Raw genomic sequence first — 23628 nt, forward strand, 5'->3', positions numbered from 1 at the left:
ACTTACTCCTCCACTGCGTCAGAAGGGTTGAGGACGGGGGTCGCCTTCCAGAAATAGCGCTTGAAACCGCGCAGTTCGTCGATGTCCTTGATGCGGAACACCATCTCTACCGACATGCCGGTTTCCACATCTCCACGGGCCACGTCGGTGAACTCCATGAGAACTCGCCCGCCCCCCTCGAAGTCGATCTGACCGTAGTGATGAGGCGGCGCCATGTAGGAGGACAGGGACTCGGCAGACCAGCTCAGCACACGCCCCGGCCGGTCAGCGAGCGGATAGGGTTCCTGGCTGTCGAGCTGAGGCGCGTCGGGGGTGTAGGAGAACCGCGACGGCGGAAAATGCACGTCGCCGCTGACCCGGCAGCGACCGGCCACCAGGCCGAGGATGGCGCGACGATGGCGATAGGCAGTGCTCAGTGCGGTCTTCTTGTCCTGCTCACCGCGCACGCCACGTTCCAACTGCAGTTGCCCCTTGTAGGCGAGGTAGCGGGTGTAGCTGGTTTCCTCGCGGCCACGCTCAAGCCAGCCGGCGACACCACAGCGCGGCTTAAAGCGGCGGATTTCCTCAGTAACGCGCAGGACGAACGCCCGCGCGCCGCTACCGAACTGAGCCAGAAGGATCAACTGGCCCGGCTCAGCGTGCTCCAATACCTGCGCCAGCATCAGGAGCCCGTGACCAACGCCGGTGTGCCCCACCTGTTCGGCGAGTTCATCCACCACACTGTCGGCACGCAGACCACAGGCGATCGCCACCTGCGCCTTCCCAAGCGAAGTCGGGAAGATGAAATGGTCTACGGTCTCGGCCGCCACGCCGCTTTCCTTCAGAGCGCGCTCAATTACTTTGGGTACGATCCGGCTAACGCCCTCATCGCGAATCCAGCGCTCCTCTCCGTAGTAATCGATATCCCGCCCGTACTGGCGGAAATGGTCGATGAAGTCAACATTCAACGCAGCCTGGCCGAGCACCTCGGCGATCACCCCTTCACGACCGATCAGCAGTGCGGCCGCACCGTCGCCGTAGTCGAGTTCCTGTGCACTGGCCGCTCGGGTCTTACGATTGTCGGCCGCGGTCAGCAGAACGTTCCCCGACGCGCTGGCTGCACTGGCCAGTGCCTGAGACAGGCCTGCCAGCGCCGCGCATTGCGAGCCGGTGACGTCGGAGGCGGCTGCAAACTCGTCCAGGTTCAGCGCCTCCGCCACTACAGCGGCATTCAGGCGCTCGGCAAAAGGCAGGCTGCAGGAGGCGAGTAGCAACTCGCGTACCCGTCCCTGACCGTCCTGACCACCCAATGCGTCACGTGCTGCGGCGACCGCCATGGTGATGCTGTCTTCATCCCAGTTGGCCATGGTCCGATGTCCCTTGCCCTTGGCTTTCAGTTCGGGCGCATACCAGGCATTGGCTGCCACGACCGCTTGACGACTCAGGCGCAGGCGCGGGATATAGGCGCCATATCCGGTGATACCGATATTCACAGTGAATTCCTCATGTCAGATCCAGTGCCTTTTCAGGAAGGCGCCTATGTGTTCGATGGCCGCACGTGCCTCTGGCAGTTCCTCGGCGAACTGCTGGAACACGTGGATCATGTCCGGCCAGACCTCCAGCTCAGCTTGGCCGCCGGCCATTTGGGCCTTGGCGACGAATAACGCACTGTCATCGAAGCCAACCTCTCGCTCACCGACCTGCAATAGCAGCGGCGGCAGCCCAGCCAGGTCGCCACACAGCGGCGAGGCCAGCGGATCGCTGCAGCTCCCTTTCTCGCCCAGGTATTGGCGTGCCAGGGCTATTAGCATCGGTTGCTGATGGATGGGATCGAGTTCGGCGCGGGTGCGGTAGCTCTCGGCGTTGACGTGGAGGTCCGTCCACGCCGAGAGCAACGCGGCAGCGGCCGGCAGTGGGCGACCCTTGTCTCGCAGCGCGTGCAGCGTCGCGGCAGCCAGACCGCCACCAGCGGAGTCACCGGCCAGCGCCATCTGCCGTGGTTCATAACCCTGGGCGAGCAGCCAGTCGTAAACCGCCAGAACGTCCACCAATGGCTCGGGGAATCGGTGCTCCGGCAGCAGCCGGTAGTCCACGCCCAGCACTCGGCAGTCGCCGGCTCGGGACAGACGCACCATCAGATCATGATGCGAAGTCAACGAGCCCATCTTGAAGCCACCGCCATGCAGGTAGATCAGGGTGCGCTCCTCGCGGGCCTCCAGTGCGCGTACCCAGCGCACTGGCACACCGTTGGCAACGTGGTCCTGAGTCTCGCAGCTGAGCCGGTCGGACCAGAACAGTTCGTCCCAGTCGCGACGCATGTCCTCGATGGACGTGTCTCTCCGCCAACGGCCGTACACTGCCCGGACCTTTGCGATGACTGTCTCGACCGCCTGGTTGAACTGGATATCGTCCATCAGCAGCCCATCCCGCCGGACACGCCAAGCGTCTCGCCAGTGATGAACGCGGCATCCGGTGAAGCGAGGAAGGCCACTGCCGCAGCAACTTCATCCGGCTCGCCGAGCCGTGCCAGCAGCGTCGACCCCTTCATCGCCGCGAGCAGGCGTTCTCCCCCTGCCTCCACCGCCTTGCGCAGCAACGGCGTGTCTACCGGACCGGGAGCGACCACATTTGCGGTGATGCCGTAGCGGCCGTTCTCCCGAGCGATCGACTTGGTGAAGGCGATTACCCCACCCTTGGCAGCGGCGTACACAGAGCCGCCCCGTGAGCCCTGGCGGCCGGCCTCGGAGCCGACGTTGATGATCCGCCCGTAGCCCGCTTCTTGCATCGCCGGCAGCGCTGCATGAGTGGTGGCGAACACAGCCTCCAGGTTGACCGCCAGCAGGTAGCGCCACTCATCAGGGGTGCTTTGAGTGAAGAAACCGTGCTGGTCGATGCCTGCGTTGTTGATCAGGATCTCGAAGGGCCCGGTCTCGGACACCACTTGCTGCACCCTACGCAGATCGGTGACGTCAAGGCGGACGGCCTGCCCACCAACCTCATCGGCCAGTTGTTCGGCGCTGATCATGTCTTGTGCAGCGATCACCACCTTGGCGCCCTCGGCCGCCAGGCGGCGCACGATGGCTGCCCCGATGCCCTTGGAGCCGCCGGTGACGAAAGCGCGCTGCCCTACCAGAGAACGCATGTCAGCACCCCTCGAAACGCGCCCGGCGCTTCTCGACCACGGCCGTCAGGCCTTCGCGCACATCGGCAGTGCGGCACAATGCGGCGACGGTGCGGCTTTCCTCCGGCATGGCTGCATCCACCCCCAGACCTACGCCAGACCATAGCAAGCGCTTGGTCGCGGCCAGCGCACACGGCGCTCCCTCCGCCAAGCGCTGCGCATAAGCCAGTGCCACGCCCTGCAACTCAGCGTCAGATACGACCTGATTGATCAATCCCAACGCCAAGGCTTCGGAAGCCGAAACCACGGGATTCATCAGCAGCATGTGCGCGGCGTTACGCGGGCCGACCAGACGCGGCAAGGTCACGGAAAGGCCTGCATCCGGAGCCATGGCGACGCGAGTGGCGCCAGCCAGGAAGCTTGCGGACTCAGCCGCGAAGACTATGTCAGCCGCGCACACCAGCCCCATACCACCGCCGCCAGCGGCGAAGCCCTGCACCGCCGCGACGACGGGCGCATCCAGATGGATCATCGCGCTGATCGCGGCCTGCAGCAGCAGGGTGGCCTGGCGCACGTATTCGGGCAGGTCTTCTCCCTTGGTGAGGAAGGTTCGTACGTCGCCGCCAGCACAGAAATTGACGCCACCGCCAGTCAACAGCACGACACGCACTCGCCGGTCGCCGTGACAACGCAACAGGGCCGTCTGCAGGTCCTGGAGCGTGGGGATATCCAGACCGTTCGATGCCTCAGGCCGGTTCAAATGCAGGCGCGCAACGCCGTCCTGCAGTTCCAGCAGCACCGCGCCGTCGCCTATCAACACTTCCGATTGGCTCATCATTCGATACTCAGATCAGGAAGGAGAGGGTAAAAAGCGCCTTGTCGTTGTTGACCAGCACCACCTTCTTGCGGGCCATGCGCAGACCACCTTCTTCGCGGCGCAACAGGTATTCGTTGCGGGTACACCAGACCGTGTCGGCGCGCAGACTGGACTCGAAGACCATCGCATTAGCGACGACACGGATCTCGTCGCCATTGGCCTCGAGGACCTCGATATTGGAAAGCACCCTTCCCAGGCGCGAACGCGGCGTCTGGGTATGGCGCTTGCCTGTGTGGAATTGCTTGATACGCAGCGAAATCCGGGAGCGGTTGTCATAGATGATCGACATCTGGGTTTCCGGATCGATGTCGTCGCCATTGGCCGGCACCCAGTAGACGCCATCGGCAGTCCAGAGCGACTCCCACTCATCAAACTCGTGGGTGTCCTGCAATCGGGCTTCGCGGGCGAGGAACTGACTAACTTCCATGAACAGTGCGACTTCAGTCGCAGCGGCGCCGGACATGCTCATACGACCTCCATCAGTTTGCGGTAGTGATTCCAGATGCCACGAGTGGTCACCTCGTCGGTCGCATCGCCGATCAGGTACCCGTCGGCGTCGCGGCGCTCGCGCGCCAGGCCGCGCCCCAGGTAGTTCCATTCCGGATTACGGATGCGCACACCACGCTGGGTCCGCTCGTACATCTCGGAGTCGTCGGCGAGCAGGAAGCCAGCTGGTCCGACCGAGCCCATGGTCTGCTGACGCATGCGCCGATTGAGATCCGGCGCGCCCTTGAACTGCAGGGCAGTGACGTGCTGAACGGTCTCATCGACCGACAGCGGCTGGATGACGAAGATCTGGATCTCGGCGATGAACAGGTTGGGGAAGATCATGATGTGCGGAGTGCCATCGATCATGATCTCGTTGGCGCGCTCTTCGCCGTAGGCCTCACGCATCTTCGCCACATAATCGGGCAAGCGATCTTCTGTTGTACCGAACCAGCCAAGCGGCTGGCCGATGCGACGGAATTCCGGTCGCAGGTCGATTTCCGTATGACCGTCGCCAAGGTCGCGGGCCACGGCAGTGGAGTCGGCACTGTAGAGGTCACCGATGCCGCTGGAGGCAACGTCGAAAATCGACGCATGCACGAACTGCGGGTGATAGCCGTCAGTCTCGTTCTCGACCAGGAATTTCCAGTTGGACTTGGCCTTGTGCTGGAGGAAGCCGGCGGTGATCTCGATTTCGCCTTCCGGGGAGGTCTCCACCAACGCATCGAGCGCGGCGCGAGCCCCGCCGAGGTGTTCCTCGAGGCTAGGTCCCTCCTCGGCGAAACTGCCGAAGACGAAACCCTGATAAATGCCAATGCGCGCGACCTTGCCAAGGCCCAACGTACTACGATCAGTGCCTTCATAGCCTGAGGCGAACGGATAGCCGCGTAGGGTGCCATTGTTGGAGAACGTCCAGCCATGGTACGGGCAGGTGAACGACTTGCGATTGCCATGGTGCTCCAGGCACACCTGATTGCCACGGTGCGGGCAACGATTGAGCAGCAGATGAATCTGCCCCTCAGGATCACGGGTCATGATCACTGCCTGCGGACCAATCGACTTCAGGACGAAGTCGTTCGGATTGGGCACCTCGCTGACATGTCCGACGTAAACCCAGGTGCGATACCAGATCTTCTCCAGTTCCTCCTGGAAGATTTGCTCATTGGTGTAGAGAGAACCATGTACCCGGTCATGCTGAATCAGGGCATCCCAGTTACGTGCGGGGCTTGCAGTCGTCATTGCGAACCTCTGGAGAGTGATGACTCGACAGTTCGCAATCTAGCGACGCACCGAAACGCCCAGATCGTCGCTTTGGACGAATTGCATCGGCACCTTGGCAATGCCGACCTCCATCGCCTGAGCGAAGGTATGCAAGATCGCGCGCTCAGGATAGTGATCGCCAGAAGGTCCGACGTATCCCAAGGACGTCACCCGAGGGAATGGGGGCTAGATTCGACTATCGGAACTAGGCCTGATAGGAAATTGGACCTGCGCCCACCAGGCGTAACGCGGCCACCACACAGACATCCACCACCCTCGATGCGTCGCCGATAGTGGACTCGCACTGAGCCGAACATATCCCTTGAAGCAGAGACAGGATGCCCAGCCGCACTGCGCCGGCATCCGCCAGCCGAAAAGCCCCCACCGAAACTCCCTTCCGCAGGATGGCCTCCAATTCGGACTCGTACTGCATCTTCAGCTTGCCGACGACGGCCCTCCCCTGCGGGTCAAGGCTACGAAAATCCAGTTGGACGATACGACTCTCCGGCGCGCGCGCCAGATGGAAGCGGACATAGACGGCGACAAAGTCCAGCAAGGCCTTCTGCGGATCGAGGTACCGGCCCTGCTCCATCCAGGCGGACAGCAGATCCTCCTGGTAGTCGCAGAACAGCTCGAGCAGCAGTTGGTGCTTGTTCTGGTAATGCGTGTAAATCGATCCCGGCTGGATACCCACAGCATTAGCCAGCTGGCGCAGCGACACCCCATCGAAGCTTTTCTCGGCCATCAGCAGGATGGCCTGGTGCTTTATTTCTTCAACCTTGGTCATGACTCATTACAAGCGCTTTCGGATTTCTGACCACTCAAGGGTCGCCCAGCCCCCTGCCCCTCCGCTCGTCGGATGCGACGATTTTCGTCTTCCAGGACCGCATGAAAGATCAGTCTTAATTGCCTTACTTATCAAACTGTTAGCACGAAACTGAAAGAAAAATTCGTCCGCACGGTTCGGAAAATAGTTAATTTTCCACTGTTAACAAAACAGTAAAAGGTTGCTAATTTGAATCCACAAACCCGCAGATACGGTGACTTATGGCACGCCCTGTCTATTCCGCCGACGAGACCGAGAGCATCCGCCAGACCCTAATTCAGGGGGCGCTGGCCCTGTACCTGGAAGAGGGCATGGACAGCGTCACCCTTCGCCAGATCGCCAAGCGAGTGGGTCTGAGCCATACCGTCGGCTACCGCTACTTTGCGAAAAAGGAAGCGCTGGTCGCTGAAATGCGACGGCTCTGCATTCTTGAGCTCAAGGCCGCCATCGTCCCGCCGGATGAGCCCGATCCGCTCCATCGTCTGCGCGCGGCACTTCTCGGCCTGCTCGAGTTCGGCCGCGACCATCCGGCCAAGTACCGGTTGATTTTCTCGGATAGCCAGCCTGACCTCGCCGAATACCCGTCACTGCTGGAGGAGCGCTGGGAATTGTTCAGCGCCTGCGTCGAGCTGGTACAGGACGCCATTGACAAGAAGCAGCTGCACGGCGACGCCCTGCTGTTCGCCCACGGCCTGTGGAGTCTGCTGCACGGGATGCTTTCACTGCACGCCGCCAACCAGCTGGTACACGGCCTGTCACTGAGCGAAATGGCCGCCCCCCTGATCAACACCTTCCTGCAGGCCGGAACCGTCCCGCAGAAGGCTCACTCACCGAGTCCCGTCAGCTAGGTACAGAGCGAAAGCGCAAGGCCCACGTAATGAGGAATGAACCATGACCAACAATAACAATCCCTTGGCTCGATTCACCGTCCCCCCGGCAAAGCAGGCCGCCATAGCGGCCCTAAATCGGGTACCGGCGATCTCTCCCCCTGTCCTGCTGCTACTGATCGCTTCCACCGGCGGCGTAATTGTCAGCAACGTTCTGGCCGTACTCGGCCATCTCAGCCTGGGATGGGCCTGCGCGCTCAACGCTTTCCTGATGTACTGGCAGTTCACCGTGGTCCATGACTCGGTGCACCGTTCGGCTGCGAGGAACCAAAAGCTCAACGATCTCGTAGGCCACATCGGCGTGGCGACCTTCGCACCGCACATCAACCTCGGCATCTTCCGTTGGGCGCACATCCAGCACCACCGATTCACCAACGGTCCGAAAGATCCGGATGCATGGATGCACGGCCCCTGGTGGAGCCTGCCACTGCGCTGGGCCCTGCTCGATTATGGCTACCTGCGCTTCATCCTGCGTACCAAGGATCAAACCGCGATGCGCCACCTGCTCGCCGCCCTGCGCAATACAGTCGCTACGCTGGCGATCGTCGCCGCACTGATCTACTTCGGCTACGGCACGGAAGTATTGCTGCTCTGGTTCATCCCGGCGCGCATCACCTTCATGTCGGTCGGTTTCATGTTCTTCTGGCTTCCACATGTGAAAGACGATGTGGCCTCGGAGGAGGATCTGACACTGGCCACCTCTGTACGCCTCGGCCATGAGTGGCTGCTCACCCCGGTCTGCCAGTTCCACAACTACCACCTCATCCACCATCTGTTTCCGACCATGCCCTCCTACCAACACCTCAAGGCCTGGCGGGTCCTGGAGCCGGAACTTATGAAGCGCAACCTGCAGATCCAGCACGGTTTCGCCATCCAACCCGTCGTCCATCCGGGCGCCTGATCGAGGACACCGACATGAAGCGCTGGCAATGCAGTTTTTGCTCCCACATCTATGACGAAAGCCTGGGCGATCCGGACAACGACATCCCACCTGGTACCCGTCTGGAAGATCTGCCTGACGACTGGATGTGCCCCGATTGCGGGGCCGGCAAGGCCGACTACTTCGAGATCGTCTGACCTCCGCACCGGGCCCCATATGGGGCCCGGTTCGTATTGCGACCGGCACAACACTGGAAAATTCGTCGCTTGAGACGAAGCCCCACACCCCGCTCCGCCCTAGCCTTTCCCTCCGAAATGCCGATCCCCTCCTCGGCCAAATGCTCTTTCCTAAAGCAAAAGGAACGTCCTGTGCGCAATTTCTCCGTGCGTATAAAGCTGTACTTCCTGATGTTTTGCTTCATCGCAACCCTGGCAATCGTCGGTTCCGCTGGCTGGCTTGGTATCCGCAATGCTGGGAGCAGCATGGAGGAAGTCAGCGACGCCCTAGTTTCGGTAGACGCACTGGGTTCCCTTCGTAACGCGCGACTCAGCTCCATCGCCGCAATGCAGGAAGGTGCCAGTTGGCGTCCAGAGGTCTTCGATTCGTTGAGCGACAAGAGCGAGGCACTGGCCGAAGCCCACGGCCAGTTCGGCGACATTCTGGACCGTCATCACGCCGCGCTGGCACAAGCCGAACAGGCATTTAACGCCTATGACGCCCAGCCAAAGAGCAAGGAAGAACAGGAGCTCTGGAAAGAATTCAGCGAACTGTGGAAAGAGTTCCATGCCGCGAATGAGGTGCAGACGCAGATCGGCCAAAGCCTGGCCGATTCCAAGGACTGGAACGAAGTCCATGTCCACTCGCTGGAGCTCGTGACCAATACGACGCCTTGGGCCGCGTCTATCCACGCCACCGGCGAGCCGCTGGAGAAGCTGATCAAGCTCAGAGTCGCTGCCGCCGCTGAGGCGCAAAGCGCCGGAGAAATGGCCATCAACACCGCGACCATCCAGATCGTCTCCGTGCTTGGCACTGCAGTGGTTGTACTCGGCGTTCTCGCCACTCTTATCGTTCGCAGCGTGGTTGTGCCCTTACACCAGATGCGCTCGACCATTGAGGAGGTGGGTGCCACCAACAACTTCTCGCTGCGCGCCCGCAACCAAGGTCGAGACGAGGTTGCTCAGGCCGCCAGTGCCTTCAACTCGCTGCTCGAACGAGTCCAGCGAGCGCTGGTCGAGGTGATGGGCGGTGCCGGCAGAATCGACCAGGCGGCCTCGCAAACCAGCACCATGGCCCAGCAGGTAGCCAACAGCGCCGCTCAGCAAAACGAGGCCGCAGCCGACATCGCCAGCGCCATCGAGGAAATGAGCGCCGCCTTGGGCCAGATCAATGCCAGCGCCCAGGACGTGCGTTCCCGTGCCGAAGACGCCGCCTCCGCCGCCGACTCCGGCGCCCAGGCGATCAACAGGACCACCGAGGAAACTGATCAGGTCGTGCACCAGGTCAGCAGAGCCAGCGGCACCATCAGCGCTCTGGGGAAAGAGTCAGACCGCATCTCGACCATCGTGGCAGTGATCAAGGAGGTCGCCGAACAAACCAATTTGCTTGCCCTCAACGCAGCTATCGAGGCCGCCCGAGCCGGCGAACGGGGTCGCGGTTTCGCTGTGGTTGCTGACGAGGTCCGCCTACTGGCCGAGCGTACCCGAACCTCAGCCGAAGAGATTCGCGAAATGGTGGGCGCAATCCAATCGTCCGCGCGTCAAGCCGTGGCTGACATGGCTGCAGTGGTCAGCCGCACCCGCGAAAGCCGGGCTCGCTCGGAGAACGCTGCCGCCAGCATTCACGAGATTCTCAGGAGCGCGAGCCTGGTTTCCAGCGCGATAGGCGAGGTATCCCTGGCGCTGATCGAGCAGGACCGCACTACCCAGATGATCGCCCGCCGCGTGGAAGCGGTGGCGCAGATGAGCCAGGAAAACTGCAGCACCGGCACCCACGCGGCCGCGGTATCCCGCGAACTGGATGGCGCCTCCGGCGCTCTGCGCCTTGCGATCAACCAGTTCAAAGTCTGAGAGGCAAAAAAGCGCCGAATGGCGACGGGTGGCTGATTGACAGCCAGAAATTTGTGGTCGTAGACTTTGCCACTATAACGAACGTTATATAAGTAGTTTGTGAGTGGCCGAGTTGGCGTCCTGGAGCACCACGGAAACCACGGCCGGAGCGGGTCTCGCTCCAAGCCATGAGCAGCACCCAGAACAACTTCAATATCGAGGACAGTTCATGCGAGACATCGATGTAATCGTGGCGGGCGCAGGCCATAACGGCCTGGTATCAGCTTGCTACCTTGCGAAGGCCGGCCTTAAGGTACTGGCCCTGGAAGCCCACCAAACACCTGGGGGCATGACCTGCACCAACCCCATGGCGCCCGAGGCGCCCGAGCACATCATCAACGAAGCGTCGATCCATGCGTCGATGTTCCGTATGTCACCCATCAACGACGAGCTGGAGCTGGAGAAGAAGTTCGGCCTGCGCCAGCGCCTGATCGACCCCTGCCACTACCAACTGTGCTCCAACGGCGAGGCCTCCTTCGGCATGTGGCGCGACGCCCGCCGCACCGCTGCGGAAATCGCCCACTTCTCCAAGAAGGACGCCCAAGCCTGGCTGCAAATGTCCGAGACCGCCGACGCGGCCTTGCGCATCGGCCTGCCGCTGGCAATGGAAAACCCGACCAAGCCCGGCTTCAACGCCATGTTCAAGGTACTGAGCAAGGCGGTCGGCAACTTCAAGCACCTGGGCCCCATCGTCAAACTGATGACGGGGTCCCATGCCGGCACCCTGGAGGAGTTGTTCGAGACCGACATTGTTCGCGCCGGCCTGCTCACCGGTCTGCCGTTCATGGACTTCCGCGCCGACCTGAGCTCCTTCGCCATGGTCTATCTGAGCGTGCTGCAGAAGTATGGCGTGACCATGTTCGAGGGCGGCACCGGTGGTTTCCCCGCAGCTCTGATCCGCTGCCTGGAGGCCCACGGCGGCAGCGTGCGCTGCAGTGCCAAGGTTCAGCGGATGCTGGTGGAGAACGAGCGTGTGGTCGGCGTGGTACTGGAGAACGGCGAGGAGATCCGTGCCAAGCGTGGCGTGGTCACCGCCTTCAGCCCCAAGGCCGTGCTCAACTACATGCTGCCGGACGGCCTGCTCGACCATGCCACCCAGGTCAAGGCCAAGTTCATCCCCACGGCCAACCGCGGCATCGCTGACTACAAGCTCAACATCGCCCTCAAGGGCAAGATCATGCCGACCCGCAGCGCCGCCTGGCGCAAGGCCAAGGGCTGGGACGGCAACATGCGCCTGGGCACCCTGCAATGGTCAACCTATGAGCAGGGCCGCAAGGCCTACACCGACTGCATCCGTGGCTTGGTGCCGGACATCATCGGCGGCCTGTCGCAGATCACAACCGAATTCGATCCTGCCATGGCGCCGCCCGGCCACGACACATTCTGGTTCTGGTCCGGACTCATCCCGAATGACCCGCACATTGGCTGGGACAAGGCACGCGAGCAGATCACCGAGTCAGTAATCAAGGATTCGGCACGCATCTACGACGGCATCGAAGAACTGGAAATCGCCCGCCGGCCGCTGTGCCCACCGGATATCGAGAAGCGCTTCCACGCCATCGACGGCAGCGTCTACCACTGCGACCCCTACATCACCCGCTTCGGCGCGGGTCGCCCGGCCAAGGGGCTGGCTGGCTACAAGATCCCGGTCAAAGGTCTCTACCTCAGCGGTTCCGGAACCCATCCGAGCGCCGGCATCTGTGGCCTGCCGGGCCGCAATGCTGCCCTCACGCTGCTGAAGGACTGCGGTTAGTCATGCACTTCACCATCCACAACCAACAACAAGACGGGTAAGCCAAAATGTCTTTCGAAAACTGGATGCAAATCGTACCGGGGGAGATCCTCCCGGTTCCTGCCGACTACCTAGCTAACGACTTGATCGGCATGATCTTCACCATCTGGGCCGGCGGCTTCGGCCTGGCGGTACTGCCCTGGGCCCTGTACCGCTACCTCAAGCACAAGGACGATATTCCCGGTCTGATGTGCATCGGCGGCTTCATCAGCTCGCTGCTGGAGCCGATGCTCGACCACTTAGGCCACCTATGGTGGCCGACCAACCTGCCCGGCCCGGCGTTCATGGGCTTCGACCTGAGCATCCCTTACCTGATCCCGCCGTGCTACGTGTTCTTCATCGCTATGACCGGCTACTGGGCCTACCTGCGCATGAAGTCCGGCCTGGATATGAAGGGCGTGTTCGTGGTTTGGCTGATCATTTCCATGTCCGATGTGATCATGGAAATGCCGGGCACTATGACCGGCGCCTACACTTACTACGGCGATGCCTCCTTCAAGATTCTCGGCTTCCCGCTCGCCTGGGGCTGGATGAATGGCACTTCCATGTTGCTGGTCGGCTTCCTGCTGTGGCTGGTCAACCCCTACCTAGTGGGCCTGAAGCGCCTCTACATCATCCTGGTGCCCATCACCGCCATGGGCGCCGCCTACGGCATGGTTTCCTGGCCGTATTTCATGTCGCTGAACTGGGATATGCCGTGGATCGCCACCCGTGTGCTGACCGTGGTGTCCCTGCTGATCGCCCTGGTCGTGGTCGGCTTCGTCGGCGTCCTGGTTGGCCGCACAAAAAACAGCACCAATCCGCTGCCGAACCTGGGCTCCATCGCCAAAGCGTAATGGTTCCCCCCGCCTTCTGACCACAGAAGGCGGGTCGCTACGAAAACGCCTCTAGCCAACAACGTGGATGAGCGTGGCTGTCCGGTGACGCCACCTCATCCCGACCAACAAAATTGGAAGTGGACGTGAACGCAATAGATATGAGCTGCCAGCGACTGGCCGCCAAGAATGAAAAGCACATCCCCGGCGACGAGATGATCTGGCTGTTCCTGCTCGGCGACATGGTCTGCTTCGCGCTGTTCTTCGGTCTGTACTCTTACACCAAACTCAGTCAGCACGCGTTTTTCGTTGAGTCGCAGCAGGCCCTCAACCTGCACACCGGCTCGCTCAACACAGTGCTGCTGCTGGCCAGCTCCTGGTTCGTGGTGCTCTCCGTCAAGGCCGCGCGCCGACAAATGGCCGCTGCCAGCCGTTGGTTCTTGTTGCCGGCCTTCCTGTGCGGTGCCGGCTTCGCAGTCGTCAAGGTCTGGGAATACAAGGAAAAGGCTGCCGCAGGTATCAATTTCCTGAGCAACGATTTCTACCTGTTCTACTACCTGATCACCGGTATGCACTTCGCCCACGTGCTGATAGGCCTACCGCTGCTCTTGTACTTCGCTATCGCCCTGCGCCGGGACCGGCTTGATGCCAAGACCCTGAACAATCTGGAGAGCAGTGCCATCTACTGGCACATGGTCGACCTGCTCTGGATCGTAATTTTCCCACTGATCTATCTGGTGCAATGACCATGAAGGATCTCCTCCTCTCCCGCGAGACCCTGGTGTGGGTGGTGTTGATGGCGATGACCATCACCTCCTGGGTACTGGCTTACACCCATGGAATGCTGCTGCCCAGCGCTCGCTACGAAGCCGTGTTGATCCTCTCCCTGGCCTTCATAAAAGCCCGCCTGGTGCTGATGCATTTCATGGAGGCCGCGGACTCACCTGCGCAGTTGCGCCTGCCTTGCGAGGCCTGGGTACTCCTCTGCGCGGCCACACTAATAGCTCTTGAAAGCGGGATTTTTACCCGTTGATTTTCCACGCTACATAAGAATAAGGACTGCACGATGAAAATCACCACGAATGACCGGTACCTCGCCCTGGCGCTGAAGTCTCTAACCGACACCATCGAGCCCGAACTGCAATCGGGCAACGCCAAAGCATCGCTGGGCATGATCAAAGGGGTACTCGGCGAGTTGCTCAAGCGCGAGCACCTGACCGGCTCACTTCTTCGCGAGGTAATCGCTGAAGGTCTGGACCTGCAGGACGCCCTCGCTGACGCGCTGCACATCCTGCCGCCGACGGACGCCGCGGCGCGGACTGATATCGAAGCGGTGATGAAGCGCGAAGACGTCGCCCTGTCTGCCCTGCTGACGCAATACGAGTTGCTGTGCAACAGCCTCGACCAGTTGAGCAGTCAATTGCCCAATAGCGAGGTGCCAGAAGATCGAGCCGCAGCGCTGCTCAAGCGAATCGCTGAGTGGGAGCTGTCCTACTACGATCGCGAGGCGCAACTGCCTGTGCCGGTACTCCCGACCATCGACAACCCCAAGCAGCCGCTGGATAAACAATTACTGCAGGACTTCCTCAACAGCCTGCCGGATAGCGACGACGCAGTCGAGGTCACGCGTCTCGAACCGCTGGCAGGGGGCTTCGGTAAGCAGACCTACTTCGCCTCATACCACACAGCTGCGAATGCCGAGCCCGGCGAACTGGTGGTCCGCAAGACCGACCCGGCGCCAATCATGACCCACGGTGCCTGCGACCTGGAAAGCGAATACGCCCTGCTCAAGACTCTGGCCCAAGTCGACTACCCGGCGCCGAAGCCGCGCGATTTCGCCAAGGACTTCAAGACCGTCGATGCAAGCTTCTACACCATGGGCAAGATCGCCGGCGCAACACCCGGCACTTACCTTGGCGGGCTGAGTGGACAGGTCGACGAAGGGCTGTTCATGCAACTGGCTGAACGCCTCGGGCAACTGCATGCACTTCCGCTCGACATGTTCACCGACTACGTCAAGAGCTACGAGGACCCGCGCATTCTCAGCGCCACCGTGGAAGAGTGCTACCGCTACAACCTTGAGGGCTGGGACCGCTACATGAAGCGCGAAGACCACCTGCCCTCGCCTTACATGCGTTGGCTTCTGCACTGGCTGCGCCACAACATCCCGCGCGATGCACGACGCCCGATCCTGGTCCATGGCGACTTCAATATCCACAACATCCTGTTCGACGAGGGACAACTCACGGCCGTTCTCGACTGGGAATGCTCGGGCTTTGGAGCTCCGGAACAGGACCTGGCCTATATCAAGCCGCACATCTCCCAGCATGTGGACTGGGACCGCTTCATCAACCACTACCAGGCCCATGGCGGTCTGGCAGTCAATCCGGAGGCGATGGCCTTCGGCTTCGTCTACTCGGCACTGCGCACCAACCTGGCCGGCAACCGTGGCACCAGCAACATGCAAATCGGCCGTAACCAGGACCTGCGCTACACCATGGTCGAACTCGGCTTCACCCGATCGTTCATGGCGATGGCACTGACCAGCGCCTACGCGAACGCCTGAGCCCAACCCTTCTAGGAGAGCAACGATGAAAGTCACTGGTGGCGGAAACGTACTGGAATACGGTCCGGAGCAGGAGGGCCCGCAGACGCCGGGCAAAGACCCCTACTGGCAGGACAGCGTGGTGCTGGTTTGGTGGGATCTGGAAAATCAGGTCGGCGGTATGCATCGCATCGGTCATGAGGTAAATGTGGCCAGCGGCCCGCAGGTGACGCTGTGGAACTACGTGTTTTCACCCGACCACATTTTCAAGCGAGAAGACCGTGTACCACTGCGCGAAGGCGATCGTGCCGGCCGCACCTTCAACAGTGGTGATGACACCTGCATTTTCGAGTACACCGATCACCCGATCTGGCGAATTAACGATCAGGATGTCCGCGCGGAACTGCATGTCAAAGACCATCATACGCCAGTGGACATCTACCCGAAGAAAGGCGCCATGGCCGACGACGTCGCCCCCAACCACATGGAGGTTGCAGGGCGGGTCAGCGGCGAATTGACGATCATGGGCAAGCACTACCAGATAAATGGTTTTGCCTTCCGCGACCACGGTTGGGGCACTCGTAAGTGGGATGTCTTCGTCAGCCATCGCTGGATGGCCGGCGTACTGGCCGATGGCACCATGCTATTCGCCCAGACCTTCCACAGCTCCGACGATCATCTGGTTCGCTTTGGATGCATGATCAAGGACGACACCATCACCTATGCCAAGCATGTGGACATCCTCGCGTATCTCGAACCGGACGGGCTGACGCATCGCGGTGGACGGGTCGAGATGACGCTGACCACTGACGAGGTGATCACTGTGGAATGCACGCCCCTGCAGAAAGGGATCGTTTCGTGGATTCACGGGATTGCCTGCGTGGACACCATCTGCCGCATCGAACACAACGGTGTCGTGGGCATCTGCGACTTCGAGACGACCAACAATGCTCTGCGCGGCTCGCACCGACCCCTGCTGGCGATTAATGGGATCGTCGAAAATGGAATGACCCGGCTGGGGTAGACTGCCACCCCGCGTCCGGCCACCACTGGTGGCCGGACAGCAGCCGCACCATTGAACGCTCTTCGACAGCAGCCTTTCGGGAAAACAGTCGTGAAAAACAGCGCCGCTCAACCTGCCAATTCTCGCCAACGAATTCTCGAGGTTTCTACCAGACTGTTCGCCAAGCACGGCTTCGATGGCGTCAGCATGCGCAATATCGCGACCGAGTCAGATATCACTCTGCCAGCGATCTATCACCACTTTGGTAACAAGGAAGAACTGTTCAAGGCCGTGGAAACGGAGATGTACAGCTCGCATGCCAAGTCGCTGATGGATCAGCTTCAAGCCGATCTCAGTCCCGAAGAGCGGCTGCACAATTTCGTCTACGTGATGTTTGAACACTTGGAATCCAATCCGGATTACCTGAAGTTGTTGCAACGCAATCTCGTCGACGGCTGGGAGGAGAATCAGGCTTTTCTGGTCGACTTGTCGCTGCAGCCGGTCATGGACGAGCTGAAGGTCCTGCTCAACGAATATGCCGAAGGCACTGGAAACGGCATAACACCCATCACCATCTTCTCGCTGATCCTCGGCTACATCACGCTGATGCCTGTCATTCGGCATCTCAAGGAGCGTCCGGCATCGGCCAACACTGACCAGGCGATGAGAGAGCTGCTGGTCCAGTCCGTCATGAATTTTGTATCAGCCAATCGGCCAACACAGGAGCCTCGCTAACGCTGCACTGTGCCGGCCGCTGCATCGAGAAAGATCCATGAGCACAATTCATAACAAGAAAACGCTCTACCTTCGCTGGCTACTGCTCCTAAGCATGGGCAGCATCGCAACGGCACAGGCCGCCAGCCAGCAAGATATCCAGCAGCTGCGCACCCTGAGCTACTCGGTGATCGACAACGTGCTGGTCTACCACAATCCACAGGGAAGACCTTTCGACAACGATAACGCGGAGACTTACCGGCGAGACCTGCAAAAACTCAAGCAACTGTCGGCACAACTAGGCCTGAGTAAAGTGACAGCGCAGGCCGAGCAACTTGAGCGTGAGATCACTGGCCTGCAGAACCTGCCGCAATCCGCCTCCGATACACGCGAGAACATTCCGCCCTACTCCCTGTGGCTGCCCCAAGTGATCCAACAGCACGATCTGATTAGCACCGCCCTGGCCGAGCTCTATGCCGAGCAGCCCGTCGCAAGTCAGGCGCAGCGGTCCCTGCACAATCTCAGCTGGGACATCGAGCGACTCTCGCTCTCCTATCAGCTCTCGTCCTTTACCCAGCTCGTGGCACAAACCTGGATGCTCGACGACCAGGCCGTAGCGGCACTGGATGACTCGATCCGGCAGCGCTTCTCCGACCTGCCGCAGCAACATGCCGAGCTGACTGACACGCTGTCCAAACTACAAGGTCGTTATCACTTCGTCAGAGGCTACGTCGTCAAACCGGGACAAACCTGGGCCCCCAATGCGGTCGATCGCTACCTCCTTGGCACTGCCCGAGAACTGGATGCAGCGGCAGGCGAGCTCGTGCCATAGGCTGTGAGCGATTAGCCCAGTGTGCAACTCGTCGAAAGCGACGAAAGAGAAGACTCACACACCACAGACAATATCCACTACCTACCCGGCACCCGTTGCCCGGGAACATCTCGTAAATGGAGCCATTGTATGACTCAGAACGTTCTGTTCATTACCGGCGCAGGCAGTGGGCTGGGCCAACTCACCGCCAAGCGCGCATTGGCAGAGGGATGGTCCGTCGCCGCAATGGACATCAATGCTGACGGCCTGGATACGCTGGGTGTCGACTCCTCTCGGCTGCTCAAGCTGGTCGTGGACATCACCGACCCGGCCGCCGTCGCAGACGCAGTGGAACGTTGTGAGCGAGAACTGGGTCCGATCACCCGCCTGACTAATGCCGCGGCGATCATGCCCCTGGGTCTGTTGATGAAACAGCCTCTGGAAACCATCCAGAAGATCATGGCCATCAACTTCGGTGGCATGGTCAACCTTTCGAAGGCCGCACTGCCGAAGATGATCGCGCGCGGCCGTGGCGAGTTCGTCAGCTATGCCTCGATGGCAGGCCACTGGCCGATCATCTACATGGGCGCATACAACGCCGCTAAGCATGCCGTCGCCGCCTATACCGAAGTGCTGTACCACGAAACACGCAATAGCGGGGTTCGCATCGTCTGCGTCTGCCCGCCCATTGTGGCGACGCCATTGCTGAAGCAGGCCAAGTCGACAGTATGGCCGAAGATCTTCGATATCTTTCCTCCGATTACCCCTGAATGCGTGCTCGACAAGATCGAGCGCAGCCTTAAGGGCAAGAAACTGTGGGTCTTCCCCGGCCCAATGACCGCTATGTCCTGGCGGCTGCGACGCTGGCTGCCCGGCATGCTCTGGTGGACAGTGCATCAGGTGGAAAAGATCTAACCTCCCTCTTCCCGAGCGTCCATACGGCGCTCGGGCCCTCGCCAGAATCGTCGGATACGACGATACCCTCCCCGATTGGCATTTCCACAATAACTAGGCGTTTCCGTGGTCAGTCCCACGCCCTCCTGAGGCCTGGCACCCGGCACACCGACAGCGCGCGTCAGCATCGTTGGACCAATAGCCAAACAGGGCCTTACAACAGAGCCGAGGAGTACAGGAAATGTCCGAGACTGCAGGGGTGGAATACCCCGTTCATCCGTTCAAGACACATCGCCGAACTATCAGCGAAACCGATATCGTCAACTTCGTGAACCTCACCGCCTTTCACGAGCCTTACTTTATCGACATGGAATTCCTTAAGGAGAACATGTCCGGGGCTCACCGCAATCGCTTCGCTCCCGGTCCGATGATCATCTCCTACTCCATGGGCTTGGTATCGCCAATCCTGATGAAAGTCGTCGACGAAGTTCTAGAGGGCCACGCTGTAGGCCCGTTCGCCGGCATGACTGGTCTGCAGGCCAGAATTCATGCTGCGGTATTCCCTGGAGATACGCTGCACGTCGAGGGTGAAGCCAAGATCAAGGCCAAGAGCAGCAGTGGCTTCACCATCCTCGACTTGCGCCACGTGACAAAAAACCAACGGGGCGAAACCGTGGTGGAGTTCACCGAAACGGTGCTGTTCCACAAACCCACGTCGGACCAGTGATAAGGAGGGCCAGTCCATGGCCCAGGCCCGGATGGATACTCGTCGAAAACGAGGCAAACCCGTCCGGGCACTAATCACCTACCCAGGAGGGGCGGGATGAGCAGCTTCAAACCACTGTTAGCCAGTGCCCCTAACTTTCGTGATCTGGGCGGATACAAGGCCTCCTGTGGCCGTACCGTGCGGCGCGGATTGCTCTACCGATCCGAAGACTTTTCCAATCTCACGCCAGAAGACGCAGAGCAGCTCCAGAGGCTCGGTATTAGTGTGCTGTGTGACCTGCGCAGCGATCGGGAGCGACGCCTCAACCCGAACAAGTGGCAGGCAGCAGGTGCTCTGAACCTGAATATCTCGGTCGACCTCCGAGCTGGCCATGCAGTCATCACTCAACTCTTGTCTGACACACCGAGCCGCGAACATGCCGAACAGGCCATGCTGGAAACCTATCGCCTTTTCCCGGCCGCGTTCGCTGACCATGTGCCTGATCTGTTCGAGCGCATACTCGGCCAAAAGCAATTGCCCATGGTTTTCCATTGCGCCGCCGGCAAGGATCGCACCGGCTTCATCGCCGCGGTGTTATTGAGCGCCCTAGGAGTTCCAAGGGATACGATCATCACTGACTACCTATTGACTGCCGAGCGCTGGACTGGCGCCCGAAGCGAAGCTGCAATCAGAGCCTACCTGGCTCCGCTGTGCGAGGGAGAACCCAGTATCGAGGTGATACGCACGCTATGCGGGGTAAGCCCACGCTATCTGAACGCTGCGTTCGACGTCATCGATCAGCATTACGACGGCATAGACGGCTATCTCGGATCGGCACGTTTGAACTGTCAAACCAGGCAACGACTTGGCGAACTGCTGCTGGGCTGATAGATCGAGACTGCTTGGTTCTGCTACAGAATCTGTTTGGCACACGGTTCAGATGCTTTATCAAGCATTGCTCTCGCTTTGCACAGAAATGCCAAAGACACCAGGTACTCGCGCACTTGGCGGTATGCCGGTTGGTAGCTTGATTTTGTCTAGGCGGCCCTGAACTGGATTGTCCTTCCTATTCGCCAATCTCGATGGCCCGCCCAAACCGCTAGGCAGTCCGGCCATTCGGTATGGTCTCCACTTCTATACTCAGAACAGCGCTAAATGCTGTGAGGTCTAGCTATGCATGCGCAATGTGCACCTCCCGAGTATCTGGAGCACCTCTATCGGGCAATCCGGACACTTAGTGGATGCAATCGGGCGCTGTTACACGCGACAGATGAACATGCGCTACTCCAGGAGGTTTGCCGGGTGGTGGTCAATGACGCGGGTTACGACCTCGCGTGGATCTACCGCATGGAGCACGACTCGGCCAAGACGATCTCCCCCATTGCACATTCGGAGATTGACGAAACTCGTTTCAACTCGCTCAACATGGCGTGGGCCTCCATCGGGGGCGCCGGAAGCCCGACGGACATCGCAATCCGCACTGGCAAGCCGAGCGTCGCACGCCAAGAGCCGCGCGCCCAGGGCTCGGCGGAATGGCATGAGGACTGGTCCAGTCTCGGAATTACGTCGACCCTGTCGCTCCCACTGCGGGTCGACGGCGGCATTTTTGGCGCTATTGGCATCGGTTCGTCGGAGCCCGATGCCTTTGGTGAAAAGGAAATAGAACTGCTTGGCGAGGCCCTGGACGACATGGCATTCGGCATCCAAGCCCTAAGAACCAAGGCCAAGCACAGACAGGCAGAGCTGGAGATCCAGGGACTCAACCGCGTTCTATCGACACGGGTGGCCGTCAACCATGCGCTAATCCATGCCACGGATGAAATGGTCCTGCTTCAAGAAGTCTGCCGGGTACTGGTAGTAGATTGCGGCTACCGCCTTGCTTGGGTTGGCTATCGACAGGATCAGGAGCCCCTTACCTATACCCCTGTGGCCTATGAGGGGTTTGAAGAGGGTTTCCTCGCGCTCGGCGTTTCTTGGGAGTCCAGTGCCGAAGGTGTGGCCTTCATTCAGAAGATCGACGCATCGCTCCAGACTGGGCAACCGGTGGTTATGCGCGACATCTTGAATGACCCCGAAGCGCCCCTTCGCGAGGAGGCTGGTAAGCGTGGCTATGCCGCCGCAAATTTGGTGCCGCTGTTCGTTGAAGGTGATCTCGTCGGCGTGCTGGCTCTCATGGCCGCCCAAGCTGAGGCATTTGATGCCAAGGAAGTCGCTCTGCTTCTCGCCACTGCCAACGACCTGGGGTTTGGAATCGCCACCCTACGCACCCGCAACCGGGCCGCAATAGCGGAAGCGACGATCAAGCGCATGGCCTACTCCGACGCCCTGACGGGGCTGCCAAACCGAATCCGACTGTGCGAATTGCTGGATGAAGCGATAGCTTCAGCAAGAACAGAGCTACGCGCACTTGGCCTGCTGCAGTTGGAAGTCGGCCGCAGCCGCGATCTCAATGAATCTCTTGGATACCACGAGGCAGACAGGGCGCAACAGGCCATTGCCCGCCGGCTGGAGCAGACAGTGGGGTCAGCGAACACGGTCGCCCGCGTCGGGGAGTGTGAATTTTCCGTGCTGATGCCCAGCGGCGGCGCCGAACAGGCATCCCAGTTGGCGCAGAAGATATTGCTGGCCTTCCATGAGCCGATCGAGCTGGCTGGGCTTTTTCTGGATGCGCGGGCAAATATCGGGATTGCTCTATATCCCGGACATGGGACCGATGCCGAGGCGCTGATCCGCCGAGCCAGCGTAGCTCTCGAGCAAGCCAAACGCACCCACTCCGAGTTTGCCGTGTTCAAAGGAGGACTGGATCAGGAATGTGCTCAGCGGGTCGCACTGATGGGCGACTTGCGCCGGGCAATCCCGGGCAATGAAATGCGGCTGTACTACCAACCCAAGCTGCAGATCGCCACCCACACAGTATGTGGATCCGAAGCATTGGTACGTTGGGAGCATCCGCTGCATGGGTTGCTTCCCCCTGATCAGTTCATCAAGTTGGCGGAAAGTAGCAGGCTGATCACCCCGCTCACTTACTGGGTGCTGGATACGGCCCTAAGTCAGTGCTATGCCTGGCACGAAGAGGGAATAGAGTGGCCCGTGTCGGTCAACCTCTCCGCGCAAGACCTGCACGATCCCAAGCTGCTTGAACGGATCAGTGGCTCCTTCACGACGTGGGGTGTACAACCCAACTGGATCGAATTCGAACTGACCGAAAGCGCCCTGATGGAAGACCCGAAGACCGCTATGGAGCTGCTGGCACAGCTCAAGGGCCTCGACGCGCAACTCGCCATTGACGACTTTGGCACCGGCTATTCATCGCTTTCCTACCTGCAGCGGCTTCCCGTGGACACCCTCAAGATCGACCAATCCTTTGTTTCCCGCATGACCCAGGACGAGGGCTCAGCCAAGATCGTGCACTCCATCATCGAGCTCGCACACAACTTGGACCTCTCAGTGGTAGCCGAAGGTGTCGAGGATTTAGAAACCCTGGACAGGCTGGGTACCTTTGGCTGTGACATAGCCCAAGGCTACAGCATTAGCCGGCCGCTCTCCGCGAAGCAGTTCCGAGAGTGGGAGGTCCGCTCTGCCGGGCACTAAAGACGCGGGAGTGTCTCGAGGAACAGTTGGTCGACGCAATGCTCGTATTCCCGGCCGCCAGAGTTTGAGTCAGCTGACAAGTTAACCGATACTGGTGGGCCAAATGAGACAAGGCATTTAAATTTGACTTTATTGGACGCCACAATTGCCCTCTTGCTCGCCGCTCAGATCTACTGCTCGGATAAAGCCATCAAGGCCACCGCCAAACGCTGTGCTAAACGTCTTCCCCGCAGCAAACGAGATTTGATGTTCTCCATCATCGACAGCGCCGAACCACTCAAGCTTGTCAGGTACATAGCAGAGAATTTGGACTGATGGATTGGAGGGTCGAGGTAC

General features: G+C 60.2%; 23 protein-coding genes. 16 read left to right on the forward strand and 7 right to left on the reverse strand.

Annotated features, from left to right (window positions below):
- Positions 1-2: 2 nt before the first annotated feature.
- From THL1_RS20930 to THL1_RS20960, 7 genes are all read right to left on the reverse strand, one after another.
- Entirely contained in the window at positions 3-1472 is a 1470-nt protein-coding gene (locus THL1_RS20930) for an OB-fold domain-containing protein (protein WP_202969614.1), read from the reverse strand.
- 15 nt (positions 1473-1487) lie between these two features.
- Entirely contained in the window at positions 1488-2393 is a 906-nt protein-coding gene (locus THL1_RS20935; protein WP_069085027.1) for an alpha/beta hydrolase, read from the reverse strand.
- Positions 2393-3121: an SDR family NAD(P)-dependent oxidoreductase gene (locus THL1_RS20940; protein WP_069085028.1), complete on the reverse strand. Its 729-nt coding sequence runs from the start codon at positions 3119-3121 to the stop codon at positions 2393-2395. The genes THL1_RS20935 and THL1_RS20940 overlap by 1 nt, the downstream gene beginning before the upstream one ends.
- Position 3122: 1 nt before the next feature.
- Positions 3123-3938: an enoyl-CoA hydratase/isomerase family protein gene (locus THL1_RS20945; protein WP_202969615.1), complete on the reverse strand. Its 816-nt coding sequence runs from the start codon at positions 3936-3938 to the stop codon at positions 3123-3125.
- A 7-nt stretch (positions 3939-3945) separates the two neighbouring features.
- Positions 3946-4446, reverse strand: coding sequence for an aromatic-ring-hydroxylating dioxygenase subunit beta (locus THL1_RS20950; protein WP_069085029.1), 501 nt, complete (start codon positions 4444-4446; stop codon positions 3946-3948).
- Positions 4443-5702, reverse strand: coding sequence for an aromatic ring-hydroxylating oxygenase subunit alpha (locus THL1_RS20955; protein ID WP_069085030.1), 1260 nt, complete (start codon positions 5700-5702; stop codon positions 4443-4445). Before THL1_RS20955 ends, THL1_RS20950 begins: the two co-directional genes overlap by 4 nt.
- Before the next feature lie 226 nt (positions 5703-5928).
- Positions 5929-6510, reverse strand: a complete 582-nt coding sequence (locus THL1_RS20960; protein WP_069085031.1) for a TetR/AcrR family transcriptional regulator — start codon at positions 6508-6510, stop codon at positions 5929-5931.
- A gap of 260 nt (positions 6511-6770) precedes the next feature.
- Here THL1_RS20960 and THL1_RS20965 point away from each other — a divergent pair, with 260 nt between their 5' ends.
- The 16 genes from THL1_RS20965 to THL1_RS21040 all read left to right on the forward strand — a co-directional run bounded on the left by THL1_RS20965 (position 6771) and on the right by THL1_RS21040 (position 23292).
- The gene (locus THL1_RS20965; RefSeq protein ID WP_069085032.1) at positions 6771-7397 is read left to right on the forward strand and encodes a TetR/AcrR family transcriptional regulator; all 627 of its coding nucleotides are present in this window, start codon (positions 6771-6773) and stop codon (positions 7395-7397) included.
- 43 nt (positions 7398-7440) lie between these two features.
- On the forward strand, positions 7441-8337 hold the full coding sequence (locus THL1_RS20970; protein WP_069085033.1) for a fatty acid desaturase: 897 nt from the start codon (positions 7441-7443) through the stop codon (positions 8335-8337).
- Between the two features lie 14 nt (positions 8338-8351).
- Positions 8352-8513, forward strand: a complete 162-nt coding sequence (locus THL1_RS20975; protein ID WP_069085034.1) for a rubredoxin — start codon at positions 8352-8354, stop codon at positions 8511-8513.
- A gap of 117 nt (positions 8514-8630) precedes the next feature.
- Positions 8631-10382 carry a methyl-accepting chemotaxis protein gene (locus THL1_RS20980; RefSeq protein WP_083245983.1) on the forward strand — a complete coding sequence of 584 codons (1752 nt, stop codon included), beginning with the start codon at positions 8631-8633 and terminating at the stop codon, positions 10380-10382.
- A gap of 208 nt (positions 10383-10590) precedes the next feature.
- Positions 10591-12174 carry a phytoene desaturase family protein gene (locus tag THL1_RS20985; RefSeq protein ID WP_069085036.1) on the forward strand — a complete coding sequence of 528 codons (1584 nt, stop codon included), beginning with the start codon at positions 10591-10593 and terminating at the stop codon, positions 12172-12174.
- Between the two features lie 65 nt (positions 12175-12239).
- Positions 12240-13049, forward strand: coding sequence for a hypothetical protein (locus tag THL1_RS20990; RefSeq protein ID WP_145928360.1), 810 nt, complete (start codon positions 12240-12242; stop codon positions 13047-13049).
- Positions 13050-13174: 125 nt separating this feature from the next.
- Entirely contained in the window at positions 13175-13774 is a 600-nt protein-coding gene (locus THL1_RS20995; RefSeq protein WP_145928361.1) for a cytochrome c oxidase subunit 3, read from the forward strand.
- Positions 13775-13776: 2 nt separating this feature from the next.
- Positions 13777-14061: a cytochrome C oxidase subunit IV family protein gene (locus tag THL1_RS21000; RefSeq protein WP_161490986.1), complete on the forward strand. Its 285-nt coding sequence runs from the start codon at positions 13777-13779 to the stop codon at positions 14059-14061.
- Positions 14062-14094: 33 nt separating this feature from the next.
- On the forward strand, positions 14095-15594 hold the full coding sequence (locus THL1_RS21005; protein ID WP_069085040.1) for a phosphotransferase family protein: 1500 nt from the start codon (positions 14095-14097) through the stop codon (positions 15592-15594).
- A 25-nt stretch (positions 15595-15619) separates the two neighbouring features.
- Positions 15620-16597: a DUF7065 domain-containing protein gene (locus THL1_RS21010; RefSeq protein WP_069085041.1), complete on the forward strand. Its 978-nt coding sequence runs from the start codon at positions 15620-15622 to the stop codon at positions 16595-16597.
- Between the two features lie 90 nt (positions 16598-16687).
- Positions 16688-17311, forward strand: a complete 624-nt coding sequence (locus THL1_RS21015; RefSeq protein ID WP_069085042.1) for a TetR/AcrR family transcriptional regulator — start codon at positions 16688-16690, stop codon at positions 17309-17311.
- Positions 17312-17348: 37 nt separating this feature from the next.
- Positions 17349-18122 carry a hypothetical protein gene (locus THL1_RS21020; RefSeq protein WP_145928362.1) on the forward strand — a complete coding sequence of 258 codons (774 nt, stop codon included), beginning with the start codon at positions 17349-17351 and terminating at the stop codon, positions 18120-18122.
- Between the two features lie 129 nt (positions 18123-18251).
- Complete coding sequence (locus THL1_RS21025; protein WP_069085044.1) at positions 18252-19016, forward strand: SDR family NAD(P)-dependent oxidoreductase; 765 nt, start codon at positions 18252-18254, stop codon at positions 19014-19016.
- A gap of 220 nt (positions 19017-19236) precedes the next feature.
- Positions 19237-19722 (forward strand): MaoC family dehydratase, encoded by a 486-nt coding sequence (locus THL1_RS21030; protein ID WP_069085045.1) that lies wholly within the window; start codon positions 19237-19239, stop codon positions 19720-19722.
- A 96-nt stretch (positions 19723-19818) separates the two neighbouring features.
- Entirely contained in the window at positions 19819-20589 is a 771-nt protein-coding gene (locus THL1_RS21035) for a tyrosine-protein phosphatase (RefSeq protein WP_069085046.1), read from the forward strand.
- Between the two features lie 285 nt (positions 20590-20874).
- Entirely contained in the window at positions 20875-23292 is a 2418-nt protein-coding gene (locus THL1_RS21040) for a bifunctional diguanylate cyclase/phosphodiesterase (RefSeq protein WP_069085047.1), read from the forward strand.
- Positions 23293-23628: the final 336 nt, after the last annotated feature.

Source organism: Pseudomonas sp. TCU-HL1 (assembly GCF_001708505.1).
Taxonomy (GTDB): domain Bacteria; phylum Pseudomonadota; class Gammaproteobacteria; order Pseudomonadales; family Pseudomonadaceae; genus Metapseudomonas.